This is a genomic window from Mycobacterium sp. Aquia_216, assembly GCF_026723865.1.
Classification (GTDB): domain Bacteria; phylum Actinomycetota; class Actinomycetes; order Mycobacteriales; family Mycobacteriaceae; genus Mycobacterium.
In genome coordinates, this window is record NZ_CP113529.1 from 5515653 (window position 1) to 5529660 (window position 14008).

General features: G+C 65.4%; 14 protein-coding genes. 3 read left to right on the top strand and 11 right to left on the bottom strand.

Translation table 11 applies throughout. The annotated features are described in order from the left end of the window. Positions 1-9: 9 nt before the first annotated feature. Positions 10-2154 (bottom strand): 3-hydroxyacyl-CoA dehydrogenase NAD-binding domain-containing protein, encoded by a 2145-nt coding sequence (locus tag OK015_RS25725; RefSeq protein ID WP_268127385.1) that lies wholly within the window; start codon positions 2152-2154, stop codon positions 10-12. A gap of 9 nt (positions 2155-2163) precedes the next feature. After that, positions 2164-3375 carry an acetyl-CoA C-acetyltransferase gene (locus tag OK015_RS25730; protein WP_268127387.1) on the bottom strand — a complete coding sequence of 404 codons (1212 nt, stop codon included), beginning with the start codon at positions 3373-3375 and terminating at the stop codon, positions 2164-2166. A gap of 252 nt (positions 3376-3627) precedes the next feature. Between OK015_RS25730 and OK015_RS25735 the strand changes: the two genes are divergently transcribed. Beyond that, positions 3628-4809: a pyridoxal phosphate-dependent aminotransferase gene (locus OK015_RS25735; protein WP_268127388.1), complete on the top strand. Its 1182-nt coding sequence runs from the start codon at positions 3628-3630 to the stop codon at positions 4807-4809. Here the strand turns inward: OK015_RS25735 and OK015_RS25740 are convergent. Genes OK015_RS25740 through OK015_RS25755 form a run of 4 tightly spaced genes read right to left on the bottom strand, consistent with a single transcriptional unit; the run spans position 4802 to position 7328 of the window. Then, a complete protein-coding gene (locus OK015_RS25740; protein WP_268127390.1) occupies positions 4802-5248 on the bottom strand; it encodes an SRPBCC family protein in 447 nt (148 codons plus the stop codon). The genes OK015_RS25735 and OK015_RS25740 overlap by 8 nt on opposite strands. Positions 5249-5289: 41 nt before the next feature. Then, the gene (locus OK015_RS25745) at positions 5290-5742 is read right to left on the bottom strand and encodes an SRPBCC family protein (protein WP_268127392.1); all 453 of its coding nucleotides are present in this window, start codon (positions 5740-5742) and stop codon (positions 5290-5292) included. Positions 5743-5799: 57 nt separating this feature from the next. Beyond that, a complete protein-coding gene (locus OK015_RS25750; RefSeq protein WP_268127393.1) occupies positions 5800-6879 on the bottom strand; it encodes a CaiB/BaiF CoA transferase family protein in 1080 nt (359 codons plus the stop codon). A 5-nt stretch (positions 6880-6884) separates the two neighbouring features. After that, on the bottom strand, positions 6885-7328 hold the full coding sequence (locus OK015_RS25755) for an SRPBCC family protein (RefSeq protein ID WP_268127396.1): 444 nt from the start codon (positions 7326-7328) through the stop codon (positions 6885-6887). Between the two features lie 65 nt (positions 7329-7393). On the opposite strand from OK015_RS25755, the gene OK015_RS25760 reads away from it, so the two are divergent. Next, a complete protein-coding gene (locus OK015_RS25760; protein WP_268127397.1) occupies positions 7394-9109 on the top strand; it encodes an alpha-keto acid decarboxylase family protein in 1716 nt (571 codons plus the stop codon). Here the strand turns inward: OK015_RS25760 and OK015_RS25765 are convergent. The 5 genes from OK015_RS25765 to OK015_RS25785 form a co-directional block, all read right to left on the bottom strand. Then, a complete protein-coding gene (locus OK015_RS25765; protein WP_268127399.1) occupies positions 9056-9286 on the bottom strand; it encodes a (2Fe-2S)-binding protein in 231 nt (76 codons plus the stop codon). The two genes, OK015_RS25760 and OK015_RS25765, sit on opposite strands and share 54 nt — an antisense overlap. Before the next feature lie 14 nt (positions 9287-9300). Continuing rightward, positions 9301-9924 (bottom strand): fatty-acid--CoA ligase, encoded by a 624-nt coding sequence (locus OK015_RS25770; protein ID WP_268127400.1) that lies wholly within the window; start codon positions 9922-9924, stop codon positions 9301-9303. Continuing rightward, complete coding sequence (locus tag OK015_RS25775) at positions 9921-11402, bottom strand: AMP-binding protein (RefSeq protein WP_268127401.1); 1482 nt, start codon at positions 11400-11402, stop codon at positions 9921-9923. The genes OK015_RS25770 and OK015_RS25775 overlap by 4 nt, the downstream gene beginning before the upstream one ends. Before the next feature lie 32 nt (positions 11403-11434). Continuing rightward, positions 11435-12625 carry an amidohydrolase family protein gene (locus tag OK015_RS25780; protein WP_268127402.1) on the bottom strand — a complete coding sequence of 397 codons (1191 nt, stop codon included), beginning with the start codon at positions 12623-12625 and terminating at the stop codon, positions 11435-11437. 87 nt (positions 12626-12712) lie between these two features. Next, the gene (locus OK015_RS25785) at positions 12713-13132 is read right to left on the bottom strand and encodes a lipoprotein LpqH (RefSeq protein WP_268127404.1); all 420 of its coding nucleotides are present in this window, start codon (positions 13130-13132) and stop codon (positions 12713-12715) included. Positions 13133-13239: 107 nt separating this feature from the next. Between OK015_RS25785 and OK015_RS25790 the strand changes: the two genes are divergently transcribed. Continuing rightward, a complete protein-coding gene (locus OK015_RS25790) occupies positions 13240-13995 on the top strand; it encodes an enoyl-CoA hydratase/isomerase family protein (protein ID WP_268127405.1) in 756 nt (251 codons plus the stop codon). The last annotated feature ends 13 nt before the right edge of the window (positions 13996-14008 follow it).

The following is a 14008-nucleotide window of genomic DNA, read 5'->3' on the forward strand; positions in this document are numbered from 1 at the left end:
CAGATGTGACTAAGTGAGTGAGTCCGGCGGCAGGAAGCGGTCGCCGTACTTAGCCGCCAGCTCACGGGCCCGGGCCACGAAGGCTTCCTTGCCCGTGCCGCCCGCGCCGGAGTAACCGACGATGAACTGCGCGCTGCCACCGGTGTACGGCGGGAACCCGATGCCCATGATCGATCCGATGTTGGCGTCCGCCGTCGACGTCAGCACGCCCTCATCAAGGCACTTCTGGGTTTCCAGCGCCTCGGCGAACAGCATCCGGTCGATCATGTCCTGCAGCGGCGGCTGCGAGGAGCCGGATTTGAACGTCTCCCGCAGGCCCGGCCACAGACTGGTGCGCTTGCCGTCGACGTACTCATAGAAGCCCGCGCCCTTCAACCGCGACGGCCGGCCGATCTCGATCATCTTCTCGACGACGGCCTCCGCCGGGTGCGGCTCGTAGGTGCCACCTGCGTCCTCGACACCCTTGCGGCTGGCGACGGCGATCTTGTGCATCAACTCCAGGTTGAGTTCGTCGGACAGCTGCAGCGGCGGCGCCGGGTAGCCGGCCTGCGAACCGGCGTGCTCGATGCTGGCGGGCTCCACGCCCTCACCGAGCATTGCCAGCGCCTCGTTCACGAAGGTGCCGATGACGCGGCTGGTGAAGAAGCCACGGCTGTCGTTGACGACGATCGGGGTCTTGCCGATGGCCAGCGTGTAGTCGAACACCCGGGCCAGCGCCTCATCAGATGTCTTCTCGCCCTTGATGATTTCGACCAGCGGCATCTTGTCGACCGGCGAGAAGAAGTGGATCCCGATGAAGTCCTCCTGCCGCTTCACGCCGGTCGCCAGACCGGTGATCGGCAGCGTCGAGGTGTTCGACCCCAATAGCGCGTTGGGTTCGACGATGTCCTCGATCTCCTGGAACACCTGATGCTTGAGGTCCTGGCTCTCGAAGACCGCCTCGATCACGAAGTCGACGCCCTTGAAGTCGGCCGGGTCGGCGGACGGCGTGATGCGGTCCAGCAGCGCCTTGCTCTTCTCCTCGGTGGTCTTGCCACGCTGAAGTGCTTTGGCCTCAAGCTTTTCCGAGTAGTTCTTGCCCTTCTCCGCGGCTTCGATGCTGACGTCTTTGAGCACCACGTCATAGCCGGCCTTGGCCGAGACGTACGCGATGCCCGCGCCCATCATGCCGGCGCCGAGCACGCCGATCTTGTTGATCTTGACCGGCTCGATGCCGTCGGGTCGCGAGCCACCGCCGTTGATGTGCTGCAGGTCGAAGAAGAACGCCTGAATCATGTTCTTGGCGACCTGGCCGGTGACCAGCTGGGTGAAGTAGCGGCTCTCGATGCGGCTGGCCGTGTCGAAGTCCACTTGCGCACCCTCGACAGCGGCATCCAGGATGGCCCGCGGCGCGGGCATCGGCGCACCCTTGAGTTGCTTTTTCAGCAGTGCCGGGAATGACGGCAGGATGCCGGCGAGCGCCGGGCTGGACGGGGTGCCGCCAGGCATCTTGTAGCCCTTGGCATCCCACGGCTGGGTGTGTGAGTCCGGGTTGGCCTTGATCCACGCCTTGGCCGCGGGTACCAGCTCCTCGACCGAACCGACGAGATCGTCGATCAGGCCGTTCTCCTTGGCTTGCGCGGGCTTGAACCGGGTACCCTGCGACAAGATGTTCATGAAGGCGTTCTGGATGCCGAACATCCGCACGGTGCGGGTCACCCCGCCGCCGCCGGGCAGCAGGCCCAGCGTCACCTCGGGGAGTCCGACCACAAGGCCCTTGACGTCCGCGGCAATGCGGTGATGACACGCCAGCGCGATCTCCAGACCGCCGCCCAGCGCGGCGCCGTTGATGGCGGCCACTACCGGCTTGCCCAGCGTCTCCAAGGCGCGCAGGTCACGCTTCACGGACTCGACGGTGTCGAAGGCCTCACCGGCATTCTCCGGACCGAGGTGGATCATGCCCTTCAGGTCACCGCCGGCGAAGAAGGTCTTCTTCGCGCTGGTGATGACCACGCCGCTGATCGAATCCTTCTCTGACACAAGGCGTTCGACTGCGTTGTGCATCGACTCGGCGTAGTGCTCGTTCATCACGTTGGCCGACCCGGTGGGGTCGTCAAGCGTCAGGGTGACGATGCCGTCGGCATCCTTGTCCCACTGAATGGTGTTCTCTGGCATGCTCTTTCCTCAGACTCGCTCGATGATGGTCGCGACGCCCATGCCGCCGCCGATGCACAGCGTGATCAGCGCGCGACGCGCGTTGCGCCGCTCGAGCTCATCGACCATGGTTCCGGTGATCATGGCGCCGGTGGCGCCCAGCGGGTGGCCCATCGCGATGGCGCCACCGTTGACGTTGAGTTTCTCGTCGGGGATGTTGAGGTCCTTCTGGAACTTCAACACAACCGACGCGAAGGCCTCGTTCAGTTCGAAGAGGTCGATGTCGTCGGTCGTCAGGCCGGCCCGGTCCAACACCTTCTTGGTGGCGGGGGTGGGGCCGGTGAGCATGATGACCGGGTCGGCGCCGCTGGTCGCGGTGGCCACGATGCGCGCCCGCGGGGTCAGGCCTTGCGACTTGCCCGCGGCCTCCGAACCAACCAGCACCAACGCGGCGCCGTCGACGATGCCCGAGCTGTTGCCGCCGGTGTGGACGTGGTTGATCTTTTCGACGTAGTGGTACTTCTGCAACGCCACGTCGTCGAAGCCGCCCATCTCGCCGACGCCGTCGAAGGCGGTCTTCAGCTTGCCGAGGCTCTCCACGGTGGACCCGGGCCGCATGTGCTCATCGTGGTCGAGGATGACGAGACCGTTCTGGTCCCGCACCGGCACCACCGACTTGGCGAAGTAACCGCCCGACCAGGCCTCGGCGGCCTTCTCCTGCGACCGGGCCGCGTAGGCGTCGACGTCTTCGCGGGAGAAGCCCTCGATGGTCGCGATCAGGTCGGCGCCGATGCCCTGCGGTACGAAACCGATCCGGTAATTGGTCTCCGGGTCGGTCGCCCAGGCGCCGCCGTCTGAACCCATCGGGACCCGGCTCATCGACTCGACACCGCCGGCCAGCACCAGGTCGTCCCAACCCGAACGCACCTTCTGCGCTGCGATGTTGACGGCTTCCAGGCCCGAGGCGCAGAACCGGTTGAGCTGCACGCCGCCGGTGGTCTCCGGCAGCCCGGCTACCAACGCCGCGGTGCGAGCGATGTCACCGCCCTGGTCGCCGACCGGCGACACGACCCCGAGGATCAGGTCGCTGATCAGGTTCTCGTCCAGGTCGGGGTTGCGCCTGCGGAGCTCGTCGACCAGGCCGACGACCAGGTTTACCGGCTTGACCTCGTTCAGCGATCCGTTGCGTTGCTTGCCGCGTGGTGTGCGGATGGCCTCATAGATGAAGGCTTCTTCGGACATGTCGACTTCCTGTTCGCAAATGGGGTTTCGGGTCCGTCTATCTGCACCCTAACAGGGCCTCCCGGCCAACCTGTTGGTTGGGCGGTCGATCAGCTGCTCAGGGCGCCGGCCCCCCCCCGGTTGCCGAACGAGCGGCCAGCCGCACACTGGTTGCCGAACGTGCGGCCAGCCGCGCGTTCGGCGTCGCGCCCCGCACGTTCGAGGTCGGCCAGCCGCACCTGCGCGCGAGGGCGCGCCCTAAGCTCGACGACCATGACGGTGTCGCGACTGCGGCCCTACGCGACCACGGTGTTCGCCGAAATGTCGGCGCTGGCGGTGCGGATCGGCGCGGTGAACCTCGGTCAGGGCTTTCCGGACGAGGACGGGCCCCCGGCGCTGCTGAAGGCCGCACAAGACGCGATCGCCGACGGCGCCAACCAATACCCGCCGGGCATCGGGATCGCGCCACTGCGCCACGCCGTCGCGGCACATCGCAAGCGGCATTTCGGCATCGAGTACGACCCCGACACCGAGGTGTTGGTGACGGTCGGCGCCACCGAGGCCATCGCGTCGGCGGTCTTCGGCCTGGTGGAACCCGGCTCCGAGGTGCTGCTGATCGAACCTTTCTACGATTCCTATTCGCCGGTGGTCGCGATGGCCGGCGCGCAGCGCGTCGCGGTTCCGCTGGTCGCCGACGGCCGCGGCTTCGCCCTGGACGTCGAAGCGCTGCGGCGGGCGGTGACGCCGGCGACCCGGGCGCTCATCGTCAACTCGCCGCACAACCCCACGGGCGCCGTACTGACCGAGATCGAACTGCGGGCCATCGCCGAGATCGCGGTGGCAGCGGATCTTTTGGTGATTACCGATGAGGTGTACGAGCACCTGGTGTTCGACGGCCATCGCCACCTGCCGCTGGCGGGTTTCGACGGTATGGCCGAACGCACCATCACCGTCTCCAGCGCGGCCAAGATGTTCAACTGCACCGGTTGGAAGATCGGATGGGCTTGCGGCCCAGCAGAACTCATCGCGGGGATACGCGCGGCCAAACAGTATCTGAGCTACGTCGGCGGTGCGCCGTTCCAGCCCGCGGTGGCCCTGGCGCTGGACACCGAGGACGCGTGGGTCGACGAGCTGCGAAGCTCGCTGCAAGCCCGACGGAATCGGCTGGCCGCGGGCCTGGCCGACATCGGCTTCGGGGTGCACGACAGTTACGGTACTTATTTCCTCTGCGCCGACCCGCGTCCACTCGGGTACGACGACAGCACGACATTCTGCGCGGCATTACCGGAAAAGGTTGGCGTGGCTGCCATTCCGATGTCGGCTTTCTGCGATCCGGCGGCGCCGCATGCCGAGCTGTGGAATCACCTGGTGCGCTTCGCCTTCTGCAAGCGCGACGACACCCTCGACGAGGCGATCAAGCGACTGTCCGCACTCAAAAACGGCGGGACTACGTAGAGTCCTCGTTACCCATCACGCGCTTTCGCAGGCCCTCCAGCGCGGCGTAGAGGACTTTGCCGCCGGCCGACTTCACCCAGAATCCGGGCAGCGGCGCCCTGAGCTCGATCGTGAGGCTGAATCGCACCCTGGTCTTGTCGTCGCCCTCACGTTGCAGGTTGTATTCGCCGTGCTGAGCGTGTTGCTGGGCGGTCTTCTGCGCGTCCCACACCATCCAGTCGGGCCCCCAGTGGTATTCGACCATTTCGGTGTCGGCGATGCCGCTCACCCTGATCGTCATCTTCACGTGGTGCGGTAGGCCGTCGGGATATCGGTCGACGACTTCGACCCGTTTGTGCAACGGAGACCACGAGGGCACGGCGTCCATGTCCGCGAGCGCCTCCATGATCACTTCCGGGGGCGCCTCAATGACGATTTCGGACGACGCACGTATGGCCACTGCCTACAAATTAGCAATCGTGAGCCCTCGTGGACCCAGAATTACGGTGCCTTATCCGAACCGCCGCGCATGACCAGATCGCGCAGGCCCTCCACGGAGGCGTCGAGAACGTTTTGCATTGCGCGCTTGACGACGAATGCGGGAATGGGCCCGGCCGGTTCGACGGTGATATCGAACCGGACCCGGGTTTTGTCGACACCCTCGGACTTGAGGTTGTACTCGACGTGCTGGCCATGTTGTTGGTGCGTGCCTTTGGCGTCATAGACCACCCAGTCGGGACCCCAGTGATATTCCAGGACCTCTTTATCGACGAGGCCGAGAATACGAATGGTGGTTTTCACATGATGCGCGCGGCCGTCGGGATAGCGGTCGATCACTTCGATCCGCTTATGCAGCGGAGACCACGATTCCAGCACACTGACGTCCTCGAGCGCCCCCATGACCACGTCGAGCGGCGCGTCAACTATGAATTCACGTGATGCCTTGACAGCCACTGAGATCAACCTAGCAATCGCGCCCCATGCACGGAACGTGTTCGGAGTAGTTATTAGCTACCAGTTGATTTCGCCGATCGGCGTGGTGGCGGCCGGAGGCGGCCCGACGGGCTCGGCCGGTGTTCGCGAAAAGCGCGGGGCGGGTGCGGCCTGCTCGACGCCGTGGGCGGTGATCACCGTGGACCGCGCGGTCAAGTGGTCGTTGGCGGCCGCCTCACTCCAGGTCAGCACCGGCGTGACGCAGGCGTCGGTGCCCGCGAAAACCTGGGTCCACTCGTCTCGCGTCCGGCTGGCGAACCGCCGCACGAAGACGTCGTACATCTGCTGGTACGAACCGATTTCGAGCTGGCCCGGCACCTCGTCGGGCGACAGACCGAGCCCGCTCAGCAATGCCGCGAAGAACTGCGGTTCGATGGCGCCGACGGCCATGTACTTGCCATCGGAGGTCTCATAGCAACGGTAGAAAGGGGCGCCGCCGTCGAGCAGAAACGATTCGCGCTTGTCGCGCAGGCTGCCAATTCCCTTCATGGTCCACATCATTTGGGCGAGCACACTGACTCCGTCGACCATCGCGGCGTCGACGACCTGGCCCTGACCCGACCGTTCCCGCTCGTACAACGCGACGGCGATACCCAGCAGCACCAGCATCGAACCACCGCCGAAATCGGCGACCAGGTTCAGCGGCGGCATCGGCGGCCGGTCGGCGTGGCCCAACGCCGACAGCGCGCCGGTCTGCGACAGGTAGTTGATGTCGTGGCCCGCGGTCGTCGCCAACGGTCCGTCCTGCCCCCAGCCGGTGATCCGGGCATAGATCAGCCGCGGGTTGATCGCCGCACAGTCGTCGGGTCCGATGCCGAGGCGCTCGCAGGTGCCGGGCCGGAAGCAGTCCAGCAGCACATCGGCCTTGGCAGCGAGCCCCAGCAGCAGGCCCGGCTGCGTCTTGACGTCCAGGTCGACGATCCGCTTGCCGCGGTGCAACAGGTCGCGGTCTTCGGCCGGCATCGCCGCGCCGCCTGGGCGGCGGACCCGCACCACGTCGGCACCCAGGTCGGCGAGCACCATGCCCGCATGCGGCCCGGGTCCGATGCCGCCGAGTTCGATGACTTTGATCCCCGCCAAGGGCCCACCGCCGGTCACGGCGACTACCTACCCTTCTTCACCTGCAGCACCCGCTTGCGCAAACCCTCGGTCCCGTTATCGACCGTGCCTTTGATGGCGCGCTTCAACAGGAACCCGGGCAGCGGCACCACCGGGTCGACGCTGAGCTTGAAGGTGACCTTGGTGGCGTCGCCGTCGGGCGTCAATGTGTAGGACGCGTCCTGGGACCGCTGCTGACCGGAGCTGACCAGTGTCCAGCTCACCTTGTTGTCGCTCCACGTGTAAGCGATCACCTGCTCATCGGTGATGCCAGCGGCTTTGACTTTCATCTTGACCTTGGTGGGCCGCCCGTCGGCGTCGCGCTGCAGAGTTTCGACGCTCTGGTGTGGCGGCGACCATTCGGGCATCGAGTCGAAATCGGCGATGACGTCGAGGATCTCTTCGGGGCTGGCCTCGACAACAACTTCGCGGGTTTCGGTGATCGCCATGGCCCGCACGATAGCGAAACGGCGTCCGGACGGGAGCGGTTTCGACCGAGCGTACCGTCGACTTCGTGACAGCTACCACGCCCGACGCGGGGTCGGACCCCGCGGATTCCGCCTACACCGTCGGTGACTATTTGTTGGACCGTCTCGCCGAGCTCGGCGTCTCCGAGATCTTCGGCGTTCCCGGCGACTACAACCTGGAGTTTCTCGATCACATCGTCGCGCACCCGAGGATTCGGTGGGTGGGCAATGCCAACGAGTTGAACGCCGGCTACGCTGCCGACGGCTATGGACGGCTGCGCGGAATGTCAGCTGTGGTAACGACATTCGGGGTGGGCGAGCTCTCGGCAACCAACGCGGTCGCCGGCAGTTACGCCGAGCAGGTGCCCGTGGTGCACATCGTTGGCGGCCCGTCCAAAGACTCGCAAGGCACCCGGCGGGCGCTGCACCATTCGCTCGGCGATGGCGACTTCGAGCACTTCTTCCGCATCAGCCGCGAAATCACTTGTGCCCAAGCCAATCTCATGCCGGCCACGGCGCGACGGGAGATCGACCGGGTGCTCTCGGAGGTGCGCGAGCAGAAGCGACCGGGCTACCTGCTGCTGTCCACCGATGTGGCGCGCTTCCCCACCGAACCTCCCGGCGCCCCGCTGCCCCGTTACACCGGCGGTACCAGCCCCCGGGCACTGGCGTTATTCGTCGACGCGGCGCGTGAGCTCATCGGCGACAACCGGTTGACGGTGCTGGCCGACCTGTTGGTCCACCGCCTGCAGGCGGTCAAAGAGCTCGAGACGTTGCTGACCGCCGACGTGGTCCCCTACGCCACGCTGATGTGGGGAAAGAGCCTGCTCGACGAGAGCTCACCCAACTACCTGGGGATCTACGCGGGTGCGGCCAGCGCGCCGCAGGTACGCGCCGCGATTGAAGACGCACCGGTACTGGTCACCGCGGGGGTGGTGTTCACCGACATGGTCAGTGGCTTCTTCAGTCAGCACATCGACGCGGCCCGGACCATCGACGTCGCGCAGTATCAGAGCAGCGTGGCAGGCCGCGTGTTCGCGCCGCTGGAAATGGACGCGGCGCTTGGGGCGCTGGCCGAGATCCTGGCGCAACGCGGGATCAGTTCGCCACCGGTGGCGGCGCCAACGGACGAACGGCCCGAAGCCGGGGCCGAGGCGCCCGCCCGAGATCAGCCGCTGACCCAGGAGATGGTGTGGGACCGGCTGTGCAGCGCGCTCACGCCCGGAAACGTGGTGCTCGCCGATCAGGGAACCTCCTTTTACGGTATGGCCGACCACCGGCTACCGAAGGGAGTCACGTTTATCGGCCAACCCCTTTGGGGCTCAATCGGTTACACGTTGCCCGCAGCGTTGGGAGCGGGGGTCGCACATCCGGACCGCAGGACGGTGTTGCTGATCGGCGACGGCGCCGCACAACTGACCGTGCAGGAGCTCGGCACTTTCTTCCGCGAGGGACTGTCTCCGGTCATCGTGGTGGTCAACAACGACGGCTACACGGTCGAACGGGCGATCCACGGCGAGACGGCTCCCTATAACGACATCGCCAGCTGGAGTTGGACCGACATTCCCCGCGCGCTGGGCGTGGTCAATCACCTTGCGTTTCGGGCGCAAACCTACGGCGACCTCGACGATGCGCTGACCGCGGCGGCCGAGCACCAGGACCGCATGGTGCTCGTCGAGGTGGTCTTGCCGCGCATGGAAATTCCGCCCCTACTGGTCGAACTCGTGCAACCCATGTCGCCGGATGGCAGTAGGCGCCGTTGAATCGCGCCCTAGGCCGGACCTTGACGATTTGAGTATTGCCTGAATCGTGCGGCGACAACGACCGCAGTCCGCGCCGGCCCCGCAAGCATGAGCAACGGCCTTAGTCGTCGATGCCCCCGCCCGGACCGCGTCGGTCACCGTGTGGCTGGTGACCCCGTTACACAAGCACACGAACATCGCGCGGTGCTCGCTTATCTCTCGATGCGCATGATGTCGGTGAACTGGCCGACGAACAGTGGCGGGTATGGACCCTCGCCCGCGCCGGACATCCATTGGGCGGCGGCGTCGGGATGCTCGATCCACCGCCGCGCGCTGTTCTCGTCGGCGAACTCCTGCAGGATCAAGACTTCGTGGTCGTCGTCGAAGGCCTGGAATACCCACGTTTTTCGGATGCCGGCCGTGGTAAACCTGCCCATTGCCGAGTCGACGCCGGCCGTCAGTGCCGGCACATCGTCGACCGACGCGATGGCGGCCATCACGACCCCGGGCACCGCGGGAGTCGAGGGGAGCGTCGGGATGAATCTGCCGATGATCTCCCCGGCGAACACCGCGGGAATGTCCTCGACACCCGCCTCGTCGAACCAGTCGAAGAAGACCCGCGATCGCAGCAGTTCCACGATCGGCTCACGACTGTGCACACCGATCATCACCAGTACGCGGCCGTAGTCGTGCGTCGACGTGTAGACCAGAACGTGGTGCGCGCCGATATCGGAAAGAGCCGCCTTGTTGCGCTCGAGTAGCGGCCACACCTTGGTCGGATCTGGGACGCGATAGTCCGACGCAATCACCATCGAGTGAATATCGCCGTCGTTCAACGAAGTCGGTCCTTCATCACTTTGCCCGTGGCATTGAGCGGCAGTGTATCGCGAAACTCGATGGATCTGGGGACTTTGAAACCGGCCATCCGGTCTCGACACCAGCCGATCAAGTCATGCTCGGACACCGCGGTTTTCGCCACGACGAAAGCCTTGCCCACCTGACCCAGGCGGTCGTCGGGCGCTCCGATCACCGCCGCCTGCGCCACCGCCGGGTGCTCCATGAGGAACCCCTCGATCTCGGCCGGATAGGCGTTGAACCCACCCACGATGAACATGTCCTTCTTGCGTCCAACGATGCGCAGGCGCCTCCGTGGTGATCGCGAGCCAGCCGCAGCCGGGTGCGTGGGGGCACCTCCCGCTTGCGGGGGAGGGTCACCACCATCAGACCCGTCGGCGAAGTTTCCCAAGTCTCCGGTGTGCAGCCAGCCGTCAGCGTCGATCGCCTGAGCGGTGGCCGCGGGGTCGTCCAGGTAGCCCTGCATGACGCCGTAGCCGCGGACGAGCACCTCGCCGTCCTCGGCGATGCGCACCTCAACGCCCTCACACGGCACGCCCGCGGTGGTGGCGACGTCCTCGAAGGAATCGCCGGGCAGGGACAGGGTCACGTTGCCGGCCTCGGTGAGGCCGTAACCGGTCATCAGCGTCTGGAACGGCAGTTCGTCGTGGATGCGTCGGACCAACTCGACCGGGATGTCGGCGGCGCCGGTCACCCCGGCCCGCAATGTCGACAGCTTGGACTTGTCCCGCACCGTCAGCAGCGAATGGAACAACGTCGGCGGCCCGGGAAGCATCGTGATGCCTTCGCGCGCAACGAGATCCACCACCGTGTCGACATCGAACACCGCGACCGGCAGCATCGTCGCGCCGCGCAGAAAGGAAGTGATGAGTCCCGCCTTAAGGCCGAACGTGTGGAAATACGGGTTGATCTGCAAGTAACGGTCACCCTCGCGCAGATCGGCGAGAGTCGCCCACTCCTCGTACATCCGCAGCGTTTGACGATGATTCATCATCGCGCCTTTCGGCCGCCCGGTCGTGCCCGAGGTGAAGATGATGTCCGAGATGTCGTCGCCGCTCACCGCCCGCTCGAACGGGGAACCGCTGGAAAGGAAGTCGGACTTCAGGTCGATGACCGGCGTCCCCGCGGGGGCGGTGTACTCCTGGTCCAGAAAGCCCTGCTGCACCAGGACGGCCTTCACCCCACTGCGGGCGATGATGTCGCCCGCTTCTTCCGTCTTGAACCTCGTATTAACCGGCACCAGCACGCCGCCCGCGGTCAGCAGCCCGAACGCGGCGATGACCCACTCGGCCGAATTGGGCGCCCAAACCGCGACCCGTTCACCCTTGCCGATACCTAAGGCATCGAACGCCCCTGCAGCACAACGGATTTGCTCAACAAGCTGGGTGAATGTCAAGCGCAGCGGACCGTCGACAATCGCTTCCGCGTCGCCGAAGCGGTCCGCCGCGCTCACGACCATCTCGGGGATGGTCTGCCAATTTTGCCGCCCTGTCACACCGTGATGAGTCGAGACAGGTTGCCGCCCATGATCTTTGCCTGGTCGTCGACCGAAAGGTGCGACAGCGCGTTTACATAGAAGGTCGGCTCCGCCAACCCTTCCGGGTGCGGCCAGTCCGAGCCGTACAGCACCTGATCCACACCGACGAGGTTGACCAGATCATCGATGCCGTCCTCGAAGAACGGGCTGACGTGGATGCGGTTCTTGACCATCTCGACGGGGTCGCTCGGGAAAGCTTCCGGGGCCTTCCGGAAGACTTCGGCCAGGCCATCGAGCAGCGGGGTCATCCACTTCGAACCGGCTTCGACGATCGCGACCTTCAGCTTGGGATGGCGGTAGAGCGCGCCGTGAATCACCCACGACCCCACCGAGTCCTGGATCGGTCGCCATTCGTTGAGGATGCCCATCGCATTGGTCTGGAACGGCAGCATCTCCTGGTCGGCGCCGTCCCACTCGGAGGTGTACCGGGAGTAGCCGCTGTCGCTGGAGTGCATGCCGACCAGCAGGTCGTACTCGACGACCCGCTCCCAGAACGGGTCGAATTCGGGCACCGCGAACGACCGGGGGCCGCGGAATCCGGGGACCGGAGCCGGGCGGACCAGGATGGCACGGGCACCACGCTTGACCGCCCACTCCAGCTCCTCGATCGCCTTCTCGACGATCGGCAGGGTGATGACGGGGGTGGTGAAGATGCGGTTCTGGTAGTTGAAGCCCCAGACCTCATCGAGCCACTCGTTCAGCGCATGGACCAAGACATGGATGGCGACCGGATCGTCGCGCAGCCGCTCCTCGAGCAGACTGGCCAACGTCGGGAACATCAGGGTGCGATCCAGGCCCAGCTTGTTCATCTCCTCCAGCCGTGGGCCGGGCTCGAAGAACGCCGGGATCGCGCGCATCGGCTCACCGAACAGCTCGCGCTTGGTCTTGCCGTCCGGATTGCCGAACTTGAAGTACTCCTCCCAGGCACCCGGCCGGGCAACGACCTCGAAGGTGGGGTTGGGAATGTAGTTGCTGATCTGGCCGCGGATGGCAATCTTGGTGCGCCCGTTGATCTGCACGTACTGGACGTAGTCCTTGTACTCCTTGGGCAGGAACTTGGTCAGCGCCTCCGGCGGCTCGTAGAGATGGTTATCCGCGTCAAAAATTGGAAAAGGGACGTCCTCCCGGTGCGACAACTGACCCATGGAATCCTCCTTCGCGTTTTGTGAGAATACTATTCTCTCGAGAGAATAGCCTGCAACAGGCCCCGGCTGGCGGCGGGGTGCCCCTGGTCAGCACGTCACGACGATTTTGAATTGGGCGGTCGCCGGTTCACCGGGTTTGTCGGTCTTGTAGCCGCTGGCGGTGCCGGTGACGGTGAACTTGTCGCCGCTCATGCTCATATCGGCGTCGCCGCTGCCTCCTCGGGAGTACATGCCGGTGAACCCTCCCAGGTTCCGGATTTGTACCGACTCGGCTGACGCCGGCTGCGCTCCCTGGTCGATGACAACCTTCGCCCCGGCGAAACTGCCGCCGATATCGATCGTCCGGGTCCACTGCGACTGACCGCACTTCACGACGTGGAAACTCGCGTCGCTGCCGTCGACGTTCACAGATGCGGTGCTAGAGATTTGGGCTGGTGGTCGCGCCGTGCATGCCGCGAGCAGGGCAAAGGTGAGGGCCGCAACGGTGGCCACGATTCGGTTCGGCACCGAATCACCTCCATCCTCGCTGACGGGTTTTTGGGCCTGCAGCGATGCTATTCTCGCGAAAAGAGAATGCCAATATCGAGGCCCCTTGTCCGAGGAGCGACCAACGCATGCTCGACCTAGAGTTCGACGATGGTTTGGCAGTGCTGACCATTAATCGCCCGCACGCACGCAACGCCATCGCGCTCGACACCATGGAGCAGCTGGAAAAGGCGCTCGATGCGGCGGCGGGCGCCAGCGCCCTAGTCATCAAGGGTGCCGGCGATCGGGCGTTCGTGTCAGGCGGCGACCTCAAGGAGCTGAGTTCGCTGCGGACGGAAGAGGACGCTGCGGCGATGGCGAAGCGGATGCGGTCCGTCTGCGATCAGCTGGCGAACTTCCGCGCTCCCGTCATTGCCGCACTGAACGGAAGCGCCTTCGGCGGCGGCGCCGAAATCGCTGTGGCCGCAGACATCCGGTTGGCTGCCGACGACATCAAGATTGCTTTCAATCAGGTAGAGCTGGAGATCATGCCGGCCTGGGGCGGTGCCGAGCGACTGGCCGAGCTCGTCGGCAAAAGCAGGGCGCTCCTGCTGGCCGGTACCGGAACGAGCTTGACCGCAGGCGATGCCGAGCGGATCGGCTTGGTGGACAAGGTGTTGCCCCGCGCCTCCTTCGACTCACCCGCCGACGGATGGCGATCGATCGCGAAGTCGCTGGCTCGCCATCCGGCGTCCGAGATAAAGCGCGTAATCCGCGGTGTTTCACCTGATGAGGCGATAGCATCCTTTGCACGGTTGTGGGTTGCCGACGCACATTGGCGGGCCGCAGAGCGGGTGATGAACCGTACAGGCAGTGCGCGCCAGGCAACCGGAGGAGCGACATGACAGGCGGGTACCG

What these genes read in the sequence shown, in the direction of transcription:
- OK015_RS25725 (WP_268127385.1), bottom strand. Translation starts at nt 2,154, where the DNA reads ATGCCAGAGAACACCATTCAGTGGGACAAGGATGCCGACGGCATCGTC.
- OK015_RS25730 (WP_268127387.1), bottom strand. Translation starts at nt 3,375, where the DNA reads ATGTCCGAAGAAGCCTTCATCTATGAGGCCATCCGCACACCACGCGGC.
- OK015_RS25735 (WP_268127388.1), top strand. Translation starts at nt 3,628, where the DNA reads ATGACGGTGTCGCGACTGCGGCCCTACGCGACCACGGTGTTCGCCGAA.
- OK015_RS25755 (WP_268127396.1), bottom strand. Translation starts at nt 7,328, where the DNA reads ATGGCGATCACCGAAACCCGCGAAGTTGTTGTCGAGGCCAGCCCCGAA.
- OK015_RS25765 (WP_268127399.1), bottom strand. Translation starts at nt 9,286, where the DNA reads ATGTTCGTGTGCTTGTGTAACGGGGTCACCAGCCACACGGTGACCGAC.
- OK015_RS25775 (WP_268127401.1), bottom strand. Translation starts at nt 11,402, where the DNA reads ATGGTCGTGAGCGCGGCGGACCGCTTCGGCGACGCGGAAGCGATTGTC.
- OK015_RS25780 (WP_268127402.1), bottom strand. Translation starts at nt 12,625, where the DNA reads ATGGGTCAGTTGTCGCACCGGGAGGACGTCCCTTTTCCAATTTTTGAC.
- OK015_RS25790 (WP_268127405.1), top strand. Translation starts at nt 13,240, where the DNA reads ATGCTCGACCTAGAGTTCGACGATGGTTTGGCAGTGCTGACCATTAAT.